Origin of the sequence: Streptomyces sp. NPDC057623 (genome assembly GCF_042800355.1) — a bacterium.
GTDB lineage: Bacteria > Actinomycetota > Actinomycetes > Streptomycetales > Streptomycetaceae > Streptomyces.
Genome location: NZ_JBHVGZ010000038.1, coordinates 48,422 through 69,119, shown reverse-complemented (window position 1 = coordinate 69,119; position 20,698 = coordinate 48,422). Strand labels below are relative to the sequence as shown.

At 71.6% G+C, this 20,698-nt stretch carries 17 protein-coding genes; 10 read left to right on the top strand and 7 right to left on the bottom strand.

The features are described 5' to 3' along the window. Nucleotides 1-27: 27 nt before the first annotated feature. Nucleotides 28-1,242, bottom strand: a complete 1,215-nt coding sequence (locus ACFU95_RS31200; protein WP_383834198.1) for a PP2C family protein-serine/threonine phosphatase — start codon at nt 1,240-1,242, stop codon at nt 28-30. A 110-nt stretch (nt 1,243-1,352) separates the two neighbouring features. Here ACFU95_RS31200 and ACFU95_RS31195 point away from each other — a divergent pair, with 110 nt between their 5' ends. Then, the gene (locus ACFU95_RS31195; RefSeq protein WP_383834195.1) at nt 1,353-1,877 is read left to right on the top strand and encodes a MarR family winged helix-turn-helix transcriptional regulator; all 525 of its coding nucleotides are present in this window, start codon (nt 1,353-1,355) and stop codon (nt 1,875-1,877) included. A 165-nt stretch (nt 1,878-2,042) separates the two neighbouring features. Here the strand turns inward: ACFU95_RS31195 and ACFU95_RS31190 are convergent, their stop codons facing one another. After that, nucleotides 2,043-2,477 (bottom strand): STAS domain-containing protein, encoded by a 435-nt coding sequence (locus ACFU95_RS31190; RefSeq protein WP_383834192.1) that lies wholly within the window; start codon nt 2,475-2,477, stop codon nt 2,043-2,045. 316 nt (nt 2,478-2,793) lie between these two features. Here ACFU95_RS31190 and ACFU95_RS31185 point away from each other — a divergent pair, with 316 nt between their 5' ends. After that, complete coding sequence (locus ACFU95_RS31185) at nt 2,794-3,258, top strand: ATP-binding protein (RefSeq protein WP_383834189.1); 465 nt, start codon at nt 2,794-2,796, stop codon at nt 3,256-3,258. A gap of 1,104 nt (nt 3,259-4,362) precedes the next feature. Here the strand turns inward: ACFU95_RS31185 and ACFU95_RS31180 are convergent. After that, on the bottom strand, nt 4,363-5,238 hold the full coding sequence (locus tag ACFU95_RS31180) for an RNA polymerase sigma factor SigF (RefSeq protein WP_383834186.1): 876 nt from the start codon (nt 5,236-5,238) through the stop codon (nt 4,363-4,365). A 363-nt stretch (nt 5,239-5,601) separates the two neighbouring features. Here ACFU95_RS31180 and ACFU95_RS31175 point away from each other — a divergent pair, with 363 nt between their 5' ends. From ACFU95_RS31175 to ACFU95_RS31165, 3 genes are all read left to right on the top strand, one after another. Beyond that, nucleotides 5,602-6,480: a SigB/SigF/SigG family RNA polymerase sigma factor gene (locus ACFU95_RS31175; RefSeq protein WP_383834183.1), complete on the top strand. Its 879-nt coding sequence runs from the start codon at nt 5,602-5,604 to the stop codon at nt 6,478-6,480. Nucleotides 6,481-6,539: 59 nt separating this feature from the next. Next, a complete protein-coding gene (locus ACFU95_RS31170) occupies nt 6,540-6,800 on the top strand; it encodes a DUF5133 domain-containing protein (protein ID WP_383834180.1) in 261 nt (86 codons plus the stop codon). Between the two features lie 148 nt (nt 6,801-6,948). Continuing rightward, nucleotides 6,949-7,389 (top strand): ATP-binding protein, encoded by a 441-nt coding sequence (locus ACFU95_RS31165; RefSeq protein ID WP_383834177.1) that lies wholly within the window; start codon nt 6,949-6,951, stop codon nt 7,387-7,389. Nucleotides 7,390-7,443: 54 nt separating this feature from the next. Here ACFU95_RS31165 and ACFU95_RS31160 read toward each other — a convergent pair whose 3' ends face one another. After that, nucleotides 7,444-7,881, bottom strand: a complete 438-nt coding sequence (locus tag ACFU95_RS31160; RefSeq protein ID WP_383834174.1) for an ATP-binding protein — start codon at nt 7,879-7,881, stop codon at nt 7,444-7,446. 159 nt (nt 7,882-8,040) lie between these two features. Continuing rightward, nucleotides 8,041-8,442, bottom strand: a complete 402-nt coding sequence (locus tag ACFU95_RS31155) for a hypothetical protein (RefSeq protein ID WP_383834270.1) — start codon at nt 8,440-8,442, stop codon at nt 8,041-8,043. Between the two features lie 210 nt (nt 8,443-8,652). Here ACFU95_RS31155 and ACFU95_RS31150 point away from each other — a divergent pair, with 210 nt between their 5' ends. Further along, on the top strand, nt 8,653-10,467 hold the full coding sequence (locus ACFU95_RS31150) for an ABC transporter ATP-binding protein (protein WP_383834171.1): 1,815 nt from the start codon (nt 8,653-8,655) through the stop codon (nt 10,465-10,467). Between the two features lie 25 nt (nt 10,468-10,492). On the opposite strand, the gene ACFU95_RS31145 is transcribed toward ACFU95_RS31150, so the two are convergent. Continuing rightward, nucleotides 10,493-11,758: a hypothetical protein gene (locus tag ACFU95_RS31145; RefSeq protein WP_383834168.1), complete on the bottom strand. Its 1,266-nt coding sequence runs from the start codon at nt 11,756-11,758 to the stop codon at nt 10,493-10,495. Between the two features lie 248 nt (nt 11,759-12,006). Between ACFU95_RS31145 and ACFU95_RS31140 the strand changes: the two genes are divergently transcribed. The 3 genes from ACFU95_RS31140 (at nt 12,007) to ACFU95_RS31130 (ending at nt 16,156) form a co-directional block, all read left to right on the top strand. Further along, a complete protein-coding gene (locus ACFU95_RS31140) occupies nt 12,007-13,497 on the top strand; it encodes an FAD-binding protein (RefSeq protein WP_383834165.1) in 1,491 nt (496 codons plus the stop codon). Nucleotides 13,498-13,569: 72 nt separating this feature from the next. Further along, nucleotides 13,570-14,271 (top strand): class I SAM-dependent DNA methyltransferase, encoded by a 702-nt coding sequence (locus ACFU95_RS31135; protein ID WP_383834162.1) that lies wholly within the window; start codon nt 13,570-13,572, stop codon nt 14,269-14,271. A 55-nt stretch (nt 14,272-14,326) separates the two neighbouring features. After that, the gene (locus ACFU95_RS31130) at nt 14,327-16,156 is read left to right on the top strand and encodes a SpoIIE family protein phosphatase (RefSeq protein WP_383834159.1); all 1,830 of its coding nucleotides are present in this window, start codon (nt 14,327-14,329) and stop codon (nt 16,154-16,156) included. Nucleotide 16,157: 1 nt separating this feature from the next. Here ACFU95_RS31130 and ACFU95_RS31125 read toward each other — a convergent pair whose 3' ends face one another. Then, on the bottom strand, nt 16,158-17,840 hold the full coding sequence (locus tag ACFU95_RS31125; RefSeq protein ID WP_383834156.1) for a hypothetical protein: 1,683 nt from the start codon (nt 17,838-17,840) through the stop codon (nt 16,158-16,160). Nucleotides 17,841-18,133: 293 nt separating this feature from the next. Between ACFU95_RS31125 and ACFU95_RS31120 the strand changes: the two genes are divergently transcribed. Further along, a complete protein-coding gene (locus ACFU95_RS31120) occupies nt 18,134-20,683 on the top strand; it encodes a SpoIIE family protein phosphatase (RefSeq protein WP_383834153.1) in 2,550 nt (849 codons plus the stop codon). The last annotated feature ends 15 nt before the right edge of the window (nt 20,684-20,698 follow it).

Below are 20,698 nucleotides of genomic sequence, written 5' to 3'. Positions count from 1 at the left end.
CCGTTCGGGGAGCGCCGGACTGTTCGGTCAAGGTGTCCGCGGCGGCCCGAACCAGTCGAGACAGACCACGAGGGCGTCGTCGTCGGGCACGGGCGTGCCGCGGTGACCGGCCAGCTCCCGCAGGACGGCACGAGGGACCTCGGCCGCGGGCAGCAGGCTGGTGGACACGATGGCGCGGGCCAGCGCGCGCTCCCCGTACCGCTCGCCGCCGGGCGCGGCGACGGCGTACACCCCGTCGCTGGCGAAGACGAGCCGGTCGTCGGGTTCGAGGTCGATGTCGAGTGCCTGGGCGACGTAGTCCGTTTCCTCGAACATGCCCAGGGGGAGCTGCGCGTCGAACTCGAAGGCGGTGACGGTACGGCCGCGCAGCCGCAGCATCTGCGGGGAGCCGGCGTCGATGACCTGGAGCCGGCCCGTGCGCAGGTCGAGGTCGAGCAGCAGCACGGACAGGTGAGCGTCGCCCCGGTGCTGGGCGTAGACGGCCTGGTCGGCGAGGGCGGCCTGGTCCGCGATGGACAGGCCCGCGCGCCGTGCGTTGCGCAGCGCGTTGATGCCCAGGTTGGTCAGGAGGGAGGCCTCGATGCCCTCGCCCATGCCGTTGGTGATGTAGAGCATCAGGCGGTCGGCGTCCGCGGACCAGTCGAAGTTGTCCCCGAAGATCGCGTAGGCGGGTTCGAGCTGGGCGCCGAGCGCGTACTCGGCGCGGGCGCAGGAGCGGCCCGGCAGGAGTTGCCACTGCATCTCGGCGGCCAGGGTGAGCCGGTCGGTGCGGCGGGCCCGGAGATACACGTCGGTGTCCCGGTCGGCGACGATCACCTCGTGCCCCAGCACCTGGGCCACGTCGGCCAGTTCGTCCAGGCACTCCTCGGCCCGGTCGGCGGACGGCATCGTGACGGCCAGCACGCCGAGCCGGTCGCCGCGTACGGTCACCGGCAGGTGCAGGCGCACCCGGCCGTCGGTCAGCTTCTCGACGAAGGGTTCCTGGGACCCGAAGGCACGTCCGGCCGGGCTGCCGTGCGCCGGCATGGGCTCGGGCGGGCTCGGCGCCGGGCGGCCGGGGCGGCCGCTGCCGGTGTCGTGGCCGGCGGGGACGGGCTGGAGCGTGGCCAGGCCGTAGTCGGCCAGGAAGAGCTGGACGGTCGTCGCCGCGTACTCGTCGCACAGTACTTCGCGGACCGCGTCCACCAGTTGGTGCGGGGCGGCGGAGCGGAGTGCCCGCTCGGCTGCCACGAATCTGTTCACGATGTCGGATACGCCAATCTTGTCACGGTGACGGCGCTGGACCCGCGTTTCCGCGGACGCCACCCATCGGTCCTTCTTGTCCGTATCTAGTGTTCTGCACCTATTGTCCGATGCGGTGGGCTGACAGTGCCCGAGAAGCCTGGAAGAGTGGGAGCGTGACTTCCTCCTACTCGCATCCGCGGCCGGACGAGGTGGCGCGTGTGACCTCCGAGGCCGCCGAGTTGCTGGAGGTCCTGTGGGGCCGGGCCTCGACAGCACCGGTGTCCGCCTCCCAGATCCGCGTGCTGTTCATCCTGGAGCACAGCGACGGCATCAACCTGCGCATGCTCGCCGAGGCACTCGGCTCCACGCCGCCCTCGACCAGCCGGCTCTGCGACCGCCTCCAGGCGGTGGGCTTCGTCGAGCGGGCACCCAGCGCCTCCAGCCGCAGGGAACTGCGCCTGCACCTGAGCCGTCACGGCCGGACCTTCCTGGCGGAGCTTCGCGCACGACGCGAGGCCGCGCTGGAGTCCGTACTGGAGCAGATGCCCGTCACGAAGCGCACCGCTCTGCTGGAGGGTCTGGAAGCGTTCTGCGCGGCAGCCTCCGCGGAGATCCACGAGGGCGACGAAGCCTCCGACGCCAGGAGCGCGTGAAACCCGGCGACGCGAGCCGCCCCCGTTGCTGACCGGCACGTTCCACACCCCTCCCGCGCTTGACCCGCTCACTCTGTTGCCTCATGGCCATAGTTGTCAAACGGCAACTGTTGATGCCGCGGGTGCGCCGCGCGATCGGTGAACTGCCTCTCCGGGAAGCGGTCTTCACTCCTGCCGCGACGTCGAGGGATCCGGGCGCGGCTCGGCGTCCCCTTCGGCGTCCGGCCGGGAGCCCGGCCGCGAGTCCGCCGTGGCGAGCGCCTCCTCCGCACTCCCCACGATCGGGACGGTGATGCTGACACCGGTGAGATCCATGATCCGGCGGACGGCGGGCGTCGGGGAGATGACGTACACACCCCCCGGAATCTCCCGCACCTCCTGATAGGCCCGCAGGACGATGTTCATGCCGGACGAGTCCATGAAGGGAACCCCGGCGATGTCGAGCAGGAAGTGCCGTCGGCCGTGGTGGAGCTGGTTGGCGAGGTGATGCTGCAACTCGGCGGCCGTGTCCATGTCCAAGTCACCCTCGACCGTGAGCAACACGGCGTCTTCCCTGGGCACTTCCACCTTGATCGACAGGGGATTCTGGGCAACGGACACAAGTACCTCCCACAGGCGTTGACGATCGGGACGGGTGCCCCGACGAACGGTTTTGATGCATCGCGAACGGCACGGACCGGTGACCGTCCGTCGATGCGTTCGCCCGCCTACCCCCGAATCCCCCCAGCACACAAGGCCCGTGCGAGGGAGCGGTATGCGTCACGCTTCTGGCTGTTTTTGCGCGCACAGGCCCGAAGAACGGTTTGACGATCGGCCAACCGGTGACGCGACCAGAGAGAAACATCACCCGATGTGGAGGAGGAAGGGACTCTCGGGTTCTCCGCCTCCTCGCCTCTGTGAGTCAGGGAGCGAAAGGATGAGTGAGAAGTACCGGACCGGAACCACCAGGTCCCCGGCGGGCGCGGGCCGTCCGCGCCCCGGGCCGCGGAGTCCGGCCGAGGCACGCGGAGTCGTGCGGCGGCTCCTGTCCGAACAGTCGTGTACCCGGGGCACCGTCTGCACGCCGGACACCCTCTCGGACGCGCTGCTGGTGGCGTCGGAACTGACGACCAACGCGATGCTGCACGGCGGCGGCATCACCGGCTTCGACGTCGAGGTCATCGGCCGGAACCTGCACCTGTCCGTCAGCGACCGCGAGCCACGACGCCCGGTCGCCCTGACCCCGCTCGACCGCCACGGACGCCACCGCTGCGGCGGCCGCGGCTGGCCGATCGTCTGCAGGCTGTCCCGCACCGTACAGGTCACGGACCTCCCGTCCGGCGGCAAGCGCGTCACCGCGGTGATTCCGTTGTCGGTGACGGCGGAGTGTGCGTCACCGTGATCCCCGTGGGGGCGGCTGAGTGCGCGCCCCGCCGGGGAAGCGCCCGTCAGTGGCGGCGGAGTGCTCGCCACGTCGGTGAAGCCCTCGTCGGCGGCGGCTGAGTGCGCGCCACCCCGGCGATTCCGCGGTCGGTTGCGGTGGAGTGCGGCGTTTCGGGCGACGTGGACAGGGACTGGTGTGGAGAGCCGGGAGGGACGGACGGAGGCGACAGGATTGAGGCGGGTCGATGCTTGAGCGGGCCGGGGACTCGGACCGGCGCCAGGACTTGAGCGGGCCGGGACGCGGACCGGCCAGGAGTTGGCAGGCCAGAACTCAGGCCGGACAGGGCTGGGACGGCACAGGACTTGGGCAGGCCGGGACTCAGGCCGGGCAGGGTTTGGACGGGCCGGGATGCGACGAGGCCGGGACGCGGACAGGCGGCACGCAGCAGCCAGGGGACTTGAGGCTGGAAATCGCCGGGCTGAGACGCGGACAGGGCGGCACGCAGTGCGGCCGGGACTCGGACGGGATGCACGCGGGGCCCGACGGGCGGACCAAAACTCCGCGCGACCACAACTCCGACACCCCGGGCGCAGAAAGGCAGGGGGCGTGGGCAGCCCGGCACGCGGGCACGACAGGGCTCAACCAGTCCAGGCGGATCGGCCAGGACTCAGAGACGCACCGAAGTGCGCACCGGCCGGCATACCCAAAGGCCAGTCCGCGGACAGGTCAGGGCTCGGCCAGTCCGGGTGGGCGAGTCAGGACTTGACGGGGGCCGGAACGCGAACGGGGCGGCACTCAGACAGCTCTGCACCGGGGCGAACCAGCACGTGGACAGCCGGGCGTCAGACGGCCCAGGCGGAGGATGGGCCAGGACTCGACAAGGCCCGGACGCGAGGGCGGGCCGACCCGCGGTCACGGCAGAGTTCGGCCTGGGCGTCACGAGGCCGGCACGTCGGCAGGTCGGCACGCGCACGACCGGGCGGACCGGCAAGGGCTCGGCGGGCCGGGACGGGGCCGGACGGGCCGCGGCCACATGGTCGCGTCCCGTCCGGGCCGGCTCCGGTCAGAGGGCCCGCGCCGGCCCCCTCTCGCACATCTCGCAAACCACCGGCCACGTGCCCGTCAGGCGACCCCGGGCTCCAGCAGTCCGGCGCGCAGTTGCTTGATGATGCGGCTGATGAGGCGCGAGACATGCATCTGGGAGACGCCGATCCGGTCGGCGATCTGGGCCTGGGTGAGTTCCTCGACGAAGCGCAGATGGATGATCCGGCGCTCGCGCTCGCCCAGTTCGGCGATCAGGGGCGCCAGCGAGTGGAAGTCCTCGACGAGTTCCAGCGAGGGATCCTCCTCGCCGAGGAACGCGGCCAGTACCGACTCGCTGTTCTCGGAATCGGGCGTGACCGCCGCGTCGAGGGAGGCGGACTGGTAGCAGTTGGCGGCCTTGCGGGCCTCGATGACCTCTTCCTCCGAGAGGGACATCAGCTCGGAGAGCTCACGCGTGGTCGGCGTACGGCCCAGCCGGGAGCTGAGTTCCTCCGTCGCCTTGGCCAGCTCCGCACGCGCCTCCTGAAGCCGGCGCGGCACATGGACCGCCCAGCTCGTGTCGCGGAAGAAGCGCTTGATCTCACCGACGATGTACGGGACTGCGAAGGTCGTGAACTCGACCTCCCGGGACACCTCGAAGCGGTCGATGGCCTTGATCAGCCCGATGGTCCCGACCTGGACGATGTCCTCCAGCGAGTCCCCACGGGCGCGGAACCGCGACGCCGCGTACCGCACCAGCGAAAGGTTCATCTCGATCAGCGTGTTGCGCACGTACTGGTACGCCTCGGTGCCCTCTTCCAGCATGACCAGTCGGTCGAAGAACTGACGCGACAACTCGCGTGCGTCCTGCGGGCTCACCCTCGTCGGATCCTCGATCAGCGGCAGCGCCGCCCCGTCCGTCGTGACCGTCTCCTGTGCCGTGGCCGTTGCCTGCGCCACCGTCACGGCTGCCATGCCGCCCTCCCCATCTCCGGAACCAGTTGTCCATCCCCGGGTGCCCGAACTCGCGCGTCTCATGCGCCTTCCAGCTACTTCCCTCCTCGATTCTTCTCAACTCCTTCCCTCGGCCTCCTCGTTCGGGACCACGGCAGGGAGGTGATCTCTGGCGTGAACCGGCCCCGCCCCGGCGGCGTCCGTCGCACCTCGTGCACCCGCGTCCGTTTGCGTGGCGAGTTGCGGGGCATGCGGGATTTCGTGCTTCGGACCAGAGGCGCCCCGGTGCGACAGATGTGACCACGCCAGGGCTTTCACGCCCCGTACACCGCGCACCGTTTCCCACGGAGATTCCCTGAGAACGCCCTTCAGGAGCTGTTCCGCATGCTGGTTGAGACGTCCGCACAAGGTTCCGCCCCATCCGCCCGTCCCCGGGTGTCACGTGGACGCGTCCACGACGACGCCCCCGAGACCGCGGCCGACTTCGTCCGGCTCGCCACTCTGTCCGAGGGTCCCGAGCGAGACCTGATACGCGACGAACTGACCAAGGTGTGGCTGCCCATGGCCCACCGCATCGCCGGCCGATTCCGCAACCGCGGTGAGTCGCTGGAGGATCTGCGTCAGGTCGCGGCCCTCGGACTGGTGAAGGCGATTGACCGCTACGAGCCCGGACGAGGGGCCTTCGAGAGCTACGCCGTACCGACCATCACAGGCGAGATCAAGCGGCACTTCCGCGACCGGATGTGGGCCCTCAGGGTCCCCCGGCGCGTCCAGGAGCTGCGCAACAAGATACGGATCGCACGCCGTGACCTCGCCGAGAGCGCGGCCGGATCCAACCCCTCGGTCACCGAGATCGCCGCCCACACGGGGCTCACCGAGGAGGAGGTCAACACCGGCTTGGAGGCCCTGGAGAGCTTCAGCACCCTCTCCCTCGACGCCGAGATGTCCTCCAGTGACGACGGCTTCAGCCTCGCTGACACGATCGGCGGCTGCGACGAGGCGTACGACGTCGTCGTCGACCGGGAGGCGGCGAAGGAGGGACTGCGGCGCCTGCCCGAGCGCGAGCGCGCCATCCTGTACATGCGCTTCTTCGAGGACATGACGCAGAGCCGTATCGCCGATCAACTGGGCATCTCCCAGATGCACGTCTCCCGCCTCATCAGCCGGTGCTGCGCCCGGATCCGGGAAGAGGCGCTCGACCGGGGGTCGCAGCCGGAGCACTGCTGCGACCACGAGGGCGGCAGCGGCCGGACGACCGGGTGACGCGGGGCCGGTCCGACTCCCGGCATCAAGGAGATCACCTCATCCAGGAGCGCAGACACATGCTGATGCCCCATCCGACGATGCTGCGCGGACTCGTCGAGGAGTACGAGACGCTCATGGCCCACCCGGGCGACGGCGAGGACGGCACGGGCCGGCGCGTCCTGCGCGCGCAGGACCTGGCCTACACGCTGTGCGTGTCGACCGGCACACGCGAGGTGGGACGGGCCCTGGAAGCGGCTCGTCGCCTGCTCGCCGCCGTGCACGACCCCGGCACCGACCCCTACTCCGCACCGCCCCATGATTCGGCCGTGCCCGGGTAGGCGCAGCCCCATGGACCCGGACGGACGACGAGGAGCGGAGACGACAGCGTGCGAGGAATGGTGAAGTGACGGAAGCCCCGATCCGCTTGGCGCGTGCCTGCCATGCTCAGGGAGTGATGAGCATTCCGCGGGCCGCGAACGAGCAACCGTGAAGCCGATAAAGCGTCGTCCGGCCGGGGACAGCCGGGCGACGTGTACCCGGTCGGTCCCGATCAGCAGCGCGGCGACGGCACGCAGCTATGTGCGATCGGTCGTGGAGGAGCACGGACGTGCCCGGTCCGGCCCGGCGGGTGAGCGAGCCGTCATGGATCTCCTGCTCGTGGTGTCGGAGGTGGTCACCAACGCCATCCGGCACGGCGGCGGCCTCGCGGGGTTCGAGGTGGCCCTGCTGCCCGAGGGAGTGAGGCTGAGCGTGCACGACTACAGCGACGCCGTCCCCTCCGCCGCCTACGGGCCCGGCACTCTCCCCCACACGCATGAGGGCAGCGGCTACGGATGGCCTCTGATCATCCGCCTGTCCCGCGAGATCCACATCGAGCGCCGCCGCGCGGGCGGCAAGACGGTCACCGTGCTGGTGCCGCTGGCCTGAGTGCCCGCTCGGGCCTCGGTGCCCGGCGCCCGCCCGCCGGGCAGGCGGCTCGACTCACCAGGGCAGGAACGCGTGCACGTCCTTGCCGTCCTCCCGCACCACCACGCTGACCTGGTCGCACAGTGTGTGGATCAGGTACCAGCCGATGCCTCCGCCGCTGCCGTCGCCGGGGTGGAAGGGGCGCGGCGCCGGTGGCGTGGTGTTCGTGTCACTGAGTGTCACGTGCACGCCGTCGAACGCCCTGCGCATGGTCAGCCCGAACGGTCCCGGGGCGTACTGGATCGCGTTGGCGGCCAGTTCGGTGACCACCAGCACGATGTCGTCCCGGTACTCGGGAGTCTCCGGCGGTGCGGACCGCTCCAGCGTGGTCAGATACTTCTCCGCGCTCAGGCGGGCTCTGGTCACATCACCGAATCCTCCGTCAAACCTGACCTCGCAGTTCTGTATCTCCTCGGAAGGCGGTTTGCCGCCTCCTCGCGATTCCGTCGCCATCACACCTTCTCCGGCCCGTCTGTCGTCGGCCGCGGTGACTTGTCCTGGTGCTTCCACCGCTGCTGGTTCCCACGCAGAGCGGGGCTACGCGTCCCAAAGGGCAGAAGCCTGCGGGACGTCACGGAAGTGAGAGGCCACAGAGCCTGCTGTGCACGGCCCTCAGACGCCGCCGACCTGGGACGACCGGCTGCCGGCCAGTCGCTCGTGACGGAGAGCCACCGCCGTGGCCACCGCGCCGGTCCCCTCCCAGAGGCCCACACCGAGGAATCCGTAAGGAGCCCGACCGCCGATCACCGCGAGCGTGAAGACCGTGCAGGTCAGCAGGCGGAAGGGGACGGTCCAGCGGAAGAACGCCGTCCAGTCGGAGAGCGCGGCCAGCACGTAGTAGACGCCCATGTTGAGCGCCGCCATGGAGGAGGCGGTCACGAAGACCAGGGTGTGGCCGCCGTCCGCCCGCCTCGAACCCTTCGCCGGTGCGAAGCCCATGACCGCGAGCAGGGCGCCCGGGGCGACCAGTCCCACCACGCCCATGGCGGCGGCGAGGACGCCGAAGACGGCCATGGTCCAGCCGGACGGTGAACGGGGCAGGAATCGCACGAAGTCCTCCGTGTGCCGGGGAGCCGAGCGCCGCCGACCGGAAAACGCTTGGACGTCACGGCCACCGTCGCGGGACACTGCGTACTCGAATCGCTACTACACGTGACAATCGCGGCGATGCCCCCTTCCCTCGGTCGCGCGAGGCGGGCTGCCGCAGAACAGCACAGGGGTGGGATGGGAACGCCTGAATCTCGCAGGGTCCTGCCGGGCAGACGCTCGGTGCTTCTCGCACTTCGTTACTACGGACGGGAGTTGGCCCGCCTTCGGTGGCTGACGTTACCCGCGATGCTGCTCTCGGCGTTGGGCAACATCGGAATCAACTACATCGCGCCGCTGATCGTCGCCAAGCTGGTCGGCGACATCGCGGGTGACTCGGAGGTCACGCTCGGCTCGACACTGCCGTACGTCGTCGGCTTCGTCGGTGTCCTGCTGCTCGCGGAGGCGCTGTGGCGCATCGCCCTGCACTGTCTGAACCGCCTCGACGCCCTCGGTATCGAGCACCTGTACGTGATCGGGATGGACGAGCTGTTCGCCAAGGACGCGGCGTTCTTCCACGACAACTTCGCCGGGTCACTCACCAAGCGGGTGCTGAGCTTCGCCTCCCGTTTCGAGCAGTTCGTCGACACGCTGACGTTCCAGATCGTGGGCAGTTTCGTGCCGCTGGTGTTCGGGGCAGTGGTGCTGTGGCGCTACGAACCGCTGCTCGTCGTCGGGCTCCTGACGATGATCGCGGTGACCGCGCTGTGCGTGGTGCCCCTCATCCGGCGCCGGCAGGCTCTGGTCGACGAGCGCGAGGAGGCGATCGCCCGGGTGTCGGGCCACGTCGCCGACAGCCTGATGAACATGGACACGGTGCGGGCGTTCGCCGCCGAAAAGCGCGAGGCCGCCGAGCACCGCTCCCGCGTCGCGGCCTCGCGCCGGCTCACGCTGCTGTCGTGGGACTACGGCAATCTGCGCATCGACACGCTGGTCGCGCCGATGTCGGTGCTGACCAACGCGCTGGGCCTGCTGCTGGCCGTCACGCTCGGCGGGGGCCCGGCGGGCGTGGAGGCGGTCGTGGTCGCGTTCACGTACTACACCAACGCGACGCGGATCATGTTCGAGTTCAACCAGATCTACCGTCGGCTGGAGAGCTCGATGACGGAGGCCGCGCAGTTCACCGAGCTGCTGCTGACGCCGCCGACCGTGCTCGACCCGCCGTCGCCGGAGCCGCTGCTGCCCGCTCCCGCCGACGTCCGCTTCGAGCGGGTGACCTTCGCCCACACCGGTGGCCGCCCGCTGTTCGAGGGCCTCGACCTGGAGGTGCCGGCCGGGTCGAAGATCGGCCTCGTGGGCCGGTCCGGCGGCGGCAAGACCACCCTGACCCGGCTGCTGCTGCGGATGACGGACATCGACACCGGCCGGATCCTGGTCGGCGGTCAGGACATCAGCAGGCTGCGCCAGGCCGAGCTGCGCGGTCTGATGGCCTATGTGCCGCAGGACCCGGCGATGTTCCACCGCACCCTGCGGGACAACATCGCGTTCGCCCGGCCGGACGCCACCGAGGCCGAGATCCGCCGCGCGGCGGAGGCGGCGCACGTCACGGAGTTCGCCGACGCGCTGCCGAACGGCTTCGACACCATGGTGGGCGAGCGCGGCATCAAGCTGTCCGGCGGGCAGCGCCAGCGGGTCGCCCTCGCCCGGGCGATCCTGCGCGACGCGCCGATCCTGCTGCTCGACGAGGCGACCAGCGCCCTGGACTCCGAGAGCGAACTCCTGGTCCAGGAGGCGCTGTGGCGGCTCATGGACGGGCGGACGGCACTGGTGGTGGCGCACCGCCTGAGCACGGTCGCCGGCATGGACCAGCTGGTCGTCCTCGACCGTGGACAGATCGTCGAGCAGGGCACGCACGACGGTCTGCTCGCGAGGGGCGGTGCCTACGCGAAGCTGTGGAAGCACCAGTCGGGCGGCTTCCTCGACGACAGCCCCGCGGAGGCCGATCTGCCCTGAACTCGTGCTTCCTTCCTGGCTGTTCCTAGCGGGTGGCGCGGCGTCGGCGTACGACCAGAACAGCGCCGGCGCCGATGCCGACAGCGGCGACCGCGGCACCGGCGAGGGGCAGCGTAGAACCGGAACCGGTGCTCGCCAGGTCGCCGGTGGGGGCGGAGTCCGTGGCACCCGTCGTCGACGCGCCGGTGGTGGAGGAGCCACCGCCGGTCGAGGAGCCGCCCGTGGCACCGGAACCGCCGGTGGAGCCCGTCCCGCCGGCGGACGTGGAGCCGTCGCCGCCGGAGGTCGTGGCGCCGCTTCCGCCCGTCGATCCGCCGCCGGAGCCGGCGACGTCGAGCGTGATGTCGGCGGCGTCGTTGGCCTTGTCGGGGTCGAACGGCCGGGGCTTCGCTTCGAGCGCCACCGAGCCCTTGGCGCCCGGCACCGCCTTGTCGATCCTCAGCCTGAAGGTGTAGGTGTGGACGGCGCCCTCGTCGACCCATGCCTGGTCGGTGCCGCACTCGTAGGTGCCGGAGGGCTGCTTCTCACAGTAGGCGTGGCCCTTGGTGACCGTCGTTCCGGCGGGCATCTTGATCAGGACCCGGGTGACCGGGATACCGACCGTCCCCCGGTACATCCAACCCGGCCCGGCGTTGGTGAACTTGACCTTCAGGTCCACGGTGTCTCCGACACGGCCCTTCAGCCGGGCGCCCGTCACCTGGAAGTCGGCGGTGTTCGCGGCGTTCACCGCCACCTCCCGCGCGTCCCAGTCCTCGTGCTCGGCGGAGCCGGGGGCGGCCGGGGTGGCGTCGGGCCGCTCGGCCAGCTTCAGCTCGGGGCCGGTTCCCCGGACGGGCCCCGAAGAGGCCTCGTCCCCGGGAGCGTTGTCCTGTGCGCTGACCACGACAGTGACGCTGTCGTACAGCGCGCTGTCCAGAACGCCGACCTTCAGCGCCTTCTCGGGCGCGTAGACGACACCGGGCTTCACCGTCTGGTCGAACGCGCAGACCGCCTTCGTGCTGACCGGGATCTCGTCGAACCCGCCGACCTTCCAGGCAAGGCAGTTGGAGGGCAGCTCGGCGTGGCTCAGTCCGTGGCTGACCTCGTACGACATCCACACCTTGGCGAGAGCCTCGGTGCCCGTGTTCGTGAAAGTCGCGGGCACCGCGAAGGAGCTGCCCGGCTTCACCCCCTTGACGGGAGCGATCTCTCCCAGAACCAGTCCGGGGGCGGTGTCTTCGGCGGCCACTGGCGAGGCGCCCAGCGCGATCAGGGCGACGGCGCCGACCGCGCCGGCGGTCTGTCGGAACACACGCGAGCCGGGGGCGGGAGGGAACATGAGGTCCTCTGGTCGATCGACGGTTGCGGACGAATGAACTGCGGGGGAACACCAGTCCCCATACACAGCAGACGCCCGACGTGGCCCAGGGGTTGCAGGAGAGCTCCGAAGTATTGCCGCGGAGCCTCGGAGCCGGGTGTTTCGTCACGTGTCTTCACAGTCAACTCGCCTAGCATCAAGCGGACTTGCTGATTCCCGAACTATGGGTGAGGTGGCCGTACATGTCCCACACGCCGTCACGACGTACCGTTCTGCGCGGACTCACAGCCGGCGGGCTCACCGCCACCGGAGCGGCGGTGATCGGCTTCGCCCCCGCCACCCGCAGCTGGGCCACGACCGCATCCGCGGGCGGACCGGGCCGCCTGGTGGGGACTCCCCCGCTGGACGGGTCGCTGACCACGGACGAGTCGTCGCTCGCGGCCGCCTCCGACGACTTCGGGCACATCGTGCACCGCCGTCCCGTCGCCGTGCTGCGCCCCGGGTCGGTCCGCGACGTCATGGCCATGGTCCGGTTCTGCCAGACCCATGACCTGCCGGTCGCACCGCGCGGCCAGGGACACGCCACCAACGGCCAGGCACAGGTGGCGGGCGGGCTGGTGATCGAGACCGCACCCCTCGCGGACATCGGCCCCGTCCGGGCGGACAGCACCACGGTGACCGTCGGCGCCGGCGTCAGATGGAGTGAGCTGGCCAAGGCCACGATCGCCCATGGCCTGACCCCGCCCGTCTTCACCGACTATCTCGAACTGTCCGTCGGCGGCACCCTCTCCGTCGGCGGCCTGGGCGGCCAGACCCACCGGCACGGCGCCCAGGTCGACAACGTCACCGAACTCCAGGTCGTCACCGGCGCCGGCGAGCTCGTGCGCTGCTCCCGGTCCCGGCGCCCCGACCTGTTCCACGCGGTCCTGGCCGGGCTCGGCCAGTGCGCCGTCATCGTGGGCGCCACCGTCCGGCTGGTGCCCGCGCCGGAGACCGTACGCCACTACCTGCTGCCCTACGACGACCTGGAGACCTTCCTCGACGACCAGCTCGCCCTGGTGCGGGAGGGCCGCTTCGACTATGTCGAGGGCCAGGTCGCGGCGGATGCCGGCGGCGCGTTCCGCGTCCCCACGCTGGAGGCCGTGGCCTACGGTCCGCCGGTCGGCCCGGCGCCGGACGACACCGTCCTGCTCCGGGGCCTGCGCCACAACGCCTCCGGCGTCCAGCGCGCCGACCTCTCCTACTACGACTTCCTCGACCGGCTGGCTCCCGCCGTCGCCGCCCTGAAGGAGGCCGGCCTCTGGTCGTACGCCCACCCCTGGCTCAACCTGCTGCTCCCCGGGCGGTCGGCCGCCGCCCTCGCGTCACGGATGCTGGAGACGCTCGGGCCCGCCGACCTGGGACCCGGCCTCGTCCTCGTCTACCCGCTCCTGCGGGAGCGCCTCACCACCCCGCTCCTGCGCGCCCCGGACGACCCGACGCCGTACCTCTTCGCCTTGCTGCGCGCCACCCCGCCCGAGGACACCGCCACCGTCGACCGGCTCCTGGCCGCCAACCGTTCCGCCTACGAGCTCACCGCGGCGGCGGGCGGCACCCGGTATCCGGTCGGCAGCATCCCCTTCACCCGCGCGGACTGGCGTGCCCACTTCGGCCCCGAGTGGCGACGGCTGGAGCGGGCGAAGCGCGCGTACGACCCGCGGGGGATCCTGGTCCCGGGCCAGGGCGTCTTCTGAGCCGGGGCACCATGACGCGGACATCCCCGCATGCACCGGCACACCTGTCTCGTTCCTGAAAAATGCCCCATAATGCCTCAAAGGAGAAGCCTTGTGAGCAACCCTGCCGACGAACTCGACCACGGGACCCTACGGCCCGACCGCACAGGTCAGGCCGAGGCCTTCGACGCCATCGGCGAGCGCTATGACAAGGCCTTCCCGCACAAGGAAGGACAAGTCGAGGCCGCCGAGTGGCTCATCCGATCGCTACCGGCCGGATCCCGGGTGCTGGACCTGGGCTGCGGCACCGGGCTGCCGACCGCGGGCCAGCTGGCGGCGGCGGGCGTCGAGGTCGTGGGCGTGGACCTGTCGGGCGCGATGGTCGCGCTGGCCCGCGCCAACGTGCCCGAGGGGGAGTTCCATCAGGCCGACCTCGCGGACCTGCGCCCCGGCGGGCCGCTGGACCTCGGCCGCTTCGACGCGGTGACCGCCTTCTTCTCCCTGCTGATGCTGCCGCGCGCCGAGATTCCCCGCACCCTGCGGACCATCCGCCACCTGCTGGTTCCCAAGGGCCTGTTCGCGCTGTCGATGGTGGAGGCCGATGTGGACGACTTCACGATCCCGTTCCTCGGGGCGAACATCCGCGTCTCCGGCTATCTGCGGGACGAGCTGCGCGAAGTGGTCGAGACGGCGGACTTCGAGATCATCGGGGAGTCCTCGTACACCTACGCTCCGGCAGCCGCCGACATCCAGCCCGAGGTGCAGATCTTCCTGCGGTGCGGGCGGCGCGCCTGAAGACACCTGATCCGCTCGGAGAGCGCGGCGGGGCCGCACGGCCGGAAGGGCAGGCATGACGAAGCAGCACGGAGCCGGTGAGAACGTCCGGGGCCAGGCACCCGGCGTGCGGGAACGTGCCGCTCTCGCGTGTCGGCCGCAGCCGCCCGCATCGCCCCTGCCCGCAAAAGCGCTGCGCTCAACCCCGCGCGGCGACGGGTCCGGTCCCGGCGAGCCGCAGACGGACCGGCTCCGCTACCTCGACGCGGCGACCCGCCAGATCGCCCGTGGCATGGATCTCGACGAGACCCTGTACGAGCTGTGCCGGGCGGCCGTCCCGGCCTTCGCCGACACCGCGTTCGTTCATCTGTACGCGCCGCTGCCGGTCGGCGAGGAGACCGACGCCGCCCCCGGTGTCCTGCGGCTGCACACCGTGGACCGGTCCCCGCCCCCGGCCGGCCCGCACCCGGCCTCGGCGGCGGCGGTCGTCCACCCGACGGCCGACGGCCCCCTCGCCGCACTGCTCCGGGACGGGCGGCCGGTGCTCGCGGACTCCCAGGACACCGCGTCCGCGGCGGCCGAGCTGCTGGGAACGGAGAGCGATCGGTCCACGGCGCGGCCCGGACAGCGGCTCGTCATCGCCCCGCTGCACGGCCGCAGCCATGTCCTGGGCAGCGTCGTCCTCGTCCGCGGCCCCGGCCGCCCTGACTTCACCGGCGACGACCTGCTCGTGGCCTCCCAGCTCGCCACCCACACGGCCCTCGGGCTGGAGAAGGCGATGCTGTACGAGCGCGAGGCGTCCATCGCGGACGCGTTGCAACGCACGATGCTCCCGCCGTCGCTTCCGGAGCCGCCCGGCGTCCGGCTGGCCAGCCGCTATCTGCCGTCCTCGCGGACCGCGCAGGTCGGCGGCGACTGGTACGACGCGATCCCGCTGCCCGGCAACCGCGTCGCGCTGGTGATCGGCGATGTGATGGGCCACTCCATGACCTCGGCCGCGATCATGGGTCAGCTGCGCACCAGCGTGCAGACCCTGGCCGGACTCGATCTGCCCCCGGACGAGGTACTGCACCACCTCGACGAGCAGGCGGGCCGGCTGGGCAGCGAGCACACCGCGACCTGCCTGTACGCCATGTACGACCCCGTGCTGCACCGGCTGCTGGTGTCCAACGCCGGCCACCTGCCGCCGGTACTGCTGCACCCCGACGGCACCACGGAGGTCCTCCGGGTCCCGCCCGGCGCGCCGATCGGCGTCGGCGGCGGCGGATTCGAGTCCGTCGAGACGCACGCGCCCGCCGGGGCGGCGCTGCTGCTGTACACCGACGGCCTGGTCGAGTCCCGCGACTCGGACGTACTGACCGGTGTGGAGCGGCTGTGCGCACGGCTGCGCGCCGCCGCCTCCGGATCCGCGCCCGCGGAGCTGGAGAAGCTGTGCGACGAGGCGCTCGGCACCCTGGGATCGGGTGACCGGGAGGACGACATCGCGCTGCTCGCCGCCCGGTTCGAGGGCATCCTGCCGGAGACCGTCGCGTACTGGTACATGGCGCCGCGCCCGCAGACCGCGGGCCAGGCCCGTCGGCTGACCCGCAGGACGCTCGGTCACTGGGGTCTGGACTCCCTGGTGGAGACCACCGAGCTCATGGTCAGCGAGGTGGTGGCGAACGCCGTACGTTTCGCGTCCCGGCCCATCACCCTGCGGCTGCTCTGCACGGACGTACTGCGCTGCGAAGTCGGTGACGACTCCCCGGTGGTGCCGAGGATGCGGCACGCCCGGCTGAGCGACGAGGGCGGCCGGGGGCTGTTCCTGGTCGACCAGCTGTCCCAGCGCTGGGGCGCTACGAGGGTGAGCACGGGCAAGGTGGTCTGGTTCGAACAGCCCCTGCCCGGCCCGCCCGCGGACCGCTGACTCAGCCGGCGCAGCACTCGCGCTCGGCGGGCCCTTGTGCGGTCGTGTCGAGCCGGCAGAAGCAGGATGCCTCGATCGGTACGTCCGCCAGCGCGGCGGCGAGCCGCAACTGCTGGGCCACCATCTGGGCCTGACCGGTCCGGCCCAGTCGCAGCAGGCATTCGTGGAGGCCGTGCAGGGACCAGACGTTGCCCGGGTGCTGCAACGCGCGCGGCAGGGTGCCGTCCAGGCCGAGGTCGGCCCGGTAGACCGCTTCCGCCTCCTCGACCCGTCCCTGTTCGAGGAGGAGTGCGCCGTAGGCGTGCCGGGTGGGCTGCATCCAGCCCCACGGTTCGTCGTAGGGGAGGTTGTCGTCCAGTTCGATGGAGCGTTCCAGGGCGGCGAAGGCGACGTCGTGGTTGCCCTTGCGGTACTCCAGTTCGCCGTCGAGCATCGCCGAGGCGATCGCGAGGATGTCCGCGCAGGTGTTGTTGAAGAGCATGCGGGTCTCGGGGACCCGGGCGACGGCCTCCCGGAAGTACCGGCGTTCCGCCTCCGCCTCGTCGACGCGGTGGGTCGAGGACAGGGCGACGCCTCGCGCGTAGTGGCGCATCGCCGTCGTCATGGAGTACAGCTCGGGGTCGCCGGGGACCGGCAGCGCCAGGATGTCGTCCCAGCGGCCGAAGCGGATCAGGACGTGCACCCGCATGGCGAGGAACGCCTCCAGCCAGTCGGCCATGGGAGGGCTCGGCACGCGCAGCAGGTCTTCCGGGATGGACGCCTCCAGTTCGTCCGCGGTCCTGAGGGCGACCTCGCTCTGGCCGAGGAACATCGCGCCGTAGATCTTGAAGTGGTAGTTGTGCGAGCGGTACAGGGTGTAGAAGTTCATCGCCCCGGCCCGGGCGTGGTACTTCTCGTCGGCCGCGATCGCCGCGGTGTTGTCGGAGACCACGCGCCGGTAGTCGCCGCACAGCACCTCCAGGTGCGAGGGCATGTGCAGGAGGTGCCCGGCGTCCGGCACCAGGCCGCGCAGGCGGTCCGCGACGGCCAGCGCCGCCTCGGGGGTCGGGGACATCTCCATCAGGTGGATGTACATGTGGACCACCCCCGTGTGCCCGCGTCCGGCGTCGGTGGCGAGGGCACCGTCGAGGACGGCCTTGGCCTCCGACGTGCGTGCGCCCGCGGCCGGTTCGCCCGTCCGCAGGTCCCACAGCTGCCAGGGCGTGAGGTTCATCAGGGCGTCGGCGTACAGGGTGGCGATGTCCGGGTCGTCCGGGGCCAGCTCGTAGACCGTGCGCATGCTGTCGGCGTAGGGGGCGTTCCAGACCGAGCAGTCCTGGACGGCCTCGGCCTGCGGGTAGCGGGCCCGCAGCGCGGCGATCAGCGCCTGCTCGACAGGGGTGGCGCCGCCCGCCTTCTCATGTGCCAGCTCGACGGCCGCGTGGGTCCGGTCGACGGTGCGGACCAGGTCCTGGTCGTCGAAGAACTCCCAGGGTTTGTTGTAGTTCGGGCCGAGCGCGTAGGCGATGCCCCAGTGGGCCATGGCGCAGTCGGGATCCGCCTCGACGGCGGCCTCGAAGCAGGCGACGGCCTCCTCGTGGTGGAAGGCGTACGTCCACGTCAGTCCGCGGTCGAACCAGAGTTGCGCGTCGGCGGAGGACGTGGTCACGGAGCGGGTGTAGGTGCCAAGGTCGTAGTACTCCATGGTCTGTCTCCTGCCTGTGCTGCGCCCGGCGCGTCCGTTCCCGAGTCTTCCGGAGAGCCTCGGGTCTCGCACCGACAACGGGGTGAGCCATGGCGCGGTTGCGGGCCGGGGCTCTCCGATGGCGAAGGAGCAGGTGGCAGCGGTCGCGGCCGGCATCGTCCGGGCGTCGGTCTCCGCCCCGTGGGTACCCGGCCCCGCGGCGCCGGGTCGTGCCGCCCAGGTGCGGGCGAGGGGGCACGTGGCGCATTCTTGCTGTGTCGCGCGCGTGAGGGCGTACGGACGAGGTAGGGCCGATGACTGGGAGCGCCGAGGGCGCAGAGCGCACGCCCGGCAGGCTGACGGCGCTGCTGATCGATGCCTCGGCGGAGGCGATCAGCGCGGCCGGTGGCCACGCCGGAGGGGTCTATCTGCGCTCCCGCACGCCCGGGCTGCTGCGACTGGCGGTGCTGGAGGGGTTGCCGGGGCCGTTGTTCCGGCCGTGGTGGCGGCTGCATGTGGACCGGCCGTTCCCCGTCGCGGACGCCTACCGGCTCGGGGTCGAGGTCGTGCTGCCGAACGCGACGGAGGCGATGCGCCGCTATCCGCAGTACGCGGCCGGCCTGCCGTTCCCGTTCGGGTCCCTGTACGTGCCCGTCGCGGGCAGGGCCGGCGTCTTCGGCGTACTGACCGTGCTGCGCCCGTCGGCGGCGGACGCCACGGAGCTGCTGCCCGTGCGCGAGCGCATGGCCCGGCTGGCCGAGGAGCTGGGGATGGCCCTGGACAAGCTGGAGGACGAGGACGCGTCGGCGGTGTCCTGGGAGGACGGGCCCCTGTGTCTGCGGCCGCCGGCCAGCCGGCCGCCCTCCGGGCACCTGGGACGGTTCGCCTGGGATCCGGTGACGGGTCTGCTGACGGCGGACGAGCGGCTGAACGTCGTCCTGGGTTCGGCCGCGGCGGAAGCCCAGGGCACCGCGGAGGCGTTCGCGGACGCCGTCGCCCCGGGGGACGCGGAGCGGATCCTCGCGGCGCTGCGGGAGGCGGCCCGCGGGCGGCCGCCGGCTCTGCCGCTGTTCGTGCGCGGCCCGGACGGCGGGCCACGGCTGGTCGAGGTGTGGGGGCCCTACGACGACACGGCCCGTACCCGGGCGACGACCGTGCGGGGTGTCGTGCTCGATCCGGGGCCGGGCACGGTGGCGGACGCGGCGGCCGATCTGCTGCCGGACGGCGTACTGTGCCTGGACCGGCTGGGGACGGTCGTCTACGCGAATCCGCACGCGGCCCGGCTGCTGCGCAGGCCGCGCACCGAGCTGCTGGGCCGGCCGCTCTGGGAGGGCGTGCCGTGGCTGAACCAGCCGACCCTCGAAGACCATCTGCGCGGGGCGTTGCTGTCCCCGGACCCGGTCCACTTCCATGTCCGAAGGCCGTCCGCCCATGGGCGCGAGCCCCACGCGACCGAGGGGGACTGGCTCGCCCTGTCCGTCTATCCCGGCCCGGACCTGCTGACCTGCACGATCCGGCTGGGGCACCGGGTGACGGACAGCCCGTCCGCTCTCCCCGACGTGCTCGGCGCGCCGGAGACGCCCGGTGCCCCGTCGCTCTCTCCGCTGTACCGCCCCATCGTGCTCGCCATCGCCCTCACCGAGGCGGTCACCGCCCGCCAGGTGTCCGCCGTGGTGATGCGCGAGCTGCTGCCCGCGTTCGGCGGCCGTCGGCTGGCCATCTACCTGCTCCAGGAGCGGCATCTGTACCTGGCCTGGGAGACCGGCTTCCCCAAGGGGTTCCTCGCCCCGTTCGACGGTGTGGAGCTGGACGAGCGGCTGCCCGGGGTCGAGACGCTCACCAGCGGGCGCCCGCTGTTCTACGACTCGATGCAGCAACTCGCCGACGCCTACCCGGGGATCGCGCTGGACGCGACGGAGGGGGCACGCGCCTTCCTGCCGCTGATCGCCTCCGGGCGGCCCGTCGGCTCCTGCATCCTCGGCTTCGACCGGCCGCGCAGCTTCAGCACCGAGGAACGCACGGTCCTCACCGCGATGGCCGGGCTGATCGCCCACGCGATGGAGAAGGCGCAACGCTACGAGAGCGAGGCCGCGCTGGCCCGTGGGCTCCAGCAGGCGCTGCTCCCCCGGCGGCTGTCGCAGCACCCGCTGGTGGAGACCGCCGGACGCTATCTGCCCGGCACCCAGGGCATGGAGGTGGGCGGTGACTGGTACGACGTCGTCGCCGCCGGCGACGGTCTGGCCCTGGTCATCGGCGACGTGCAGGGGCACGGCGTGCAGGCGGCGGCCACCATGGGCCAGCTGCGCAGCGCGGTCCGCGCCTTCGCCCTGGGTGACCGGCCGCCCGACGAGGTCATGAGCGGCACCAACCACCTGCTCATCGACCTGGACGCCGGCCTGTTCGCGAGCTGCTGCTACATCCGGCTCGATCCGGTGACCGGCGTCGCCCAGGCGGCCGTGGCCGGGCACCCGCGGCCGCTGCTGCGCCGCCCGGACGGCCGTACACATGTCCTCGACCTGCCCGGTGGGGTCGTGCTCGGGGTGGACCCGCAGGCGACGTACCCGGTGACGGAGCTGCGGATGGAGCCGGGTGCCGTGCTGGCCCTGTACACGGACGGGCTGGTCGAGCGGCCCGGTGTCGACATCGACGACGGCATCAGCGCGCTGCGGGTGGCGCTGGCCAGGGCCGGTTCCCCCGGCGCCCGCCCGGGCGGGCGCTCGCTGGCGGGCATGGCCGACCGGCTCACCGCGACCGCCCGGCACACGGCGGACCGCCCCGACGACATCGCGCTGCTGCTCGCCACGCGACGGGCCACTCCCCCCACCGCGAGTGAGGGCACACGTCGGCGGCGTACGGACGTGTAACCCTGTGGCGGGGAC

Excerpts from the sequence above, each read along its gene's own strand:
- ACFU95_RS31195 (WP_383834195.1), top strand. The coding sequence starts at position 1,353 with ATGCGGTGGGCTGACAGTGCCCGAGAAGCCTGGAAGAGTGGGAGCGTG.
- ACFU95_RS31185 (WP_383834189.1), top strand. The coding sequence starts at position 2,794 with ATGAGTGAGAAGTACCGGACCGGAACCACCAGGTCCCCGGCGGGCGCG.
- ACFU95_RS31180 (WP_383834186.1), bottom strand. The coding sequence starts at position 5,238 with ATGGCAGCCGTGACGGTGGCGCAGGCAACGGCCACGGCACAGGAGACG.
- ACFU95_RS31175 (WP_383834183.1), top strand. The coding sequence starts at position 5,602 with ATGCTGGTTGAGACGTCCGCACAAGGTTCCGCCCCATCCGCCCGTCCC.
- ACFU95_RS31170 (WP_383834180.1), top strand. The coding sequence starts at position 6,540 with ATGCTGATGCCCCATCCGACGATGCTGCGCGGACTCGTCGAGGAGTAC.
- ACFU95_RS31160 (WP_383834174.1), bottom strand. The coding sequence starts at position 7,881 with ATGGCGACGGAATCGCGAGGAGGCGGCAAACCGCCTTCCGAGGAGATA.
- ACFU95_RS31155 (WP_383834270.1), bottom strand. The coding sequence starts at position 8,442 with ATGGCCGTCTTCGGCGTCCTCGCCGCCGCCATGGGCGTGGTGGGACTG.
- ACFU95_RS31150 (WP_383834171.1), top strand. The coding sequence starts at position 8,653 with ATGGGAACGCCTGAATCTCGCAGGGTCCTGCCGGGCAGACGCTCGGTG.
- ACFU95_RS31140 (WP_383834165.1), top strand. The coding sequence starts at position 12,007 with ATGTCCCACACGCCGTCACGACGTACCGTTCTGCGCGGACTCACAGCC.
- ACFU95_RS31135 (WP_383834162.1), top strand. The coding sequence starts at position 13,570 with ATGCCTCAAAGGAGAAGCCTTGTGAGCAACCCTGCCGACGAACTCGAC.
- ACFU95_RS31130 (WP_383834159.1), top strand. The coding sequence starts at position 14,327 with ATGACGAAGCAGCACGGAGCCGGTGAGAACGTCCGGGGCCAGGCACCC.
- ACFU95_RS31125 (WP_383834156.1), bottom strand. The coding sequence starts at position 17,840 with ATGGAGTACTACGACCTTGGCACCTACACCCGCTCCGTGACCACGTCC.
- ACFU95_RS31120 (WP_383834153.1), top strand. The coding sequence starts at position 18,134 with ATGACTGGGAGCGCCGAGGGCGCAGAGCGCACGCCCGGCAGGCTGACG.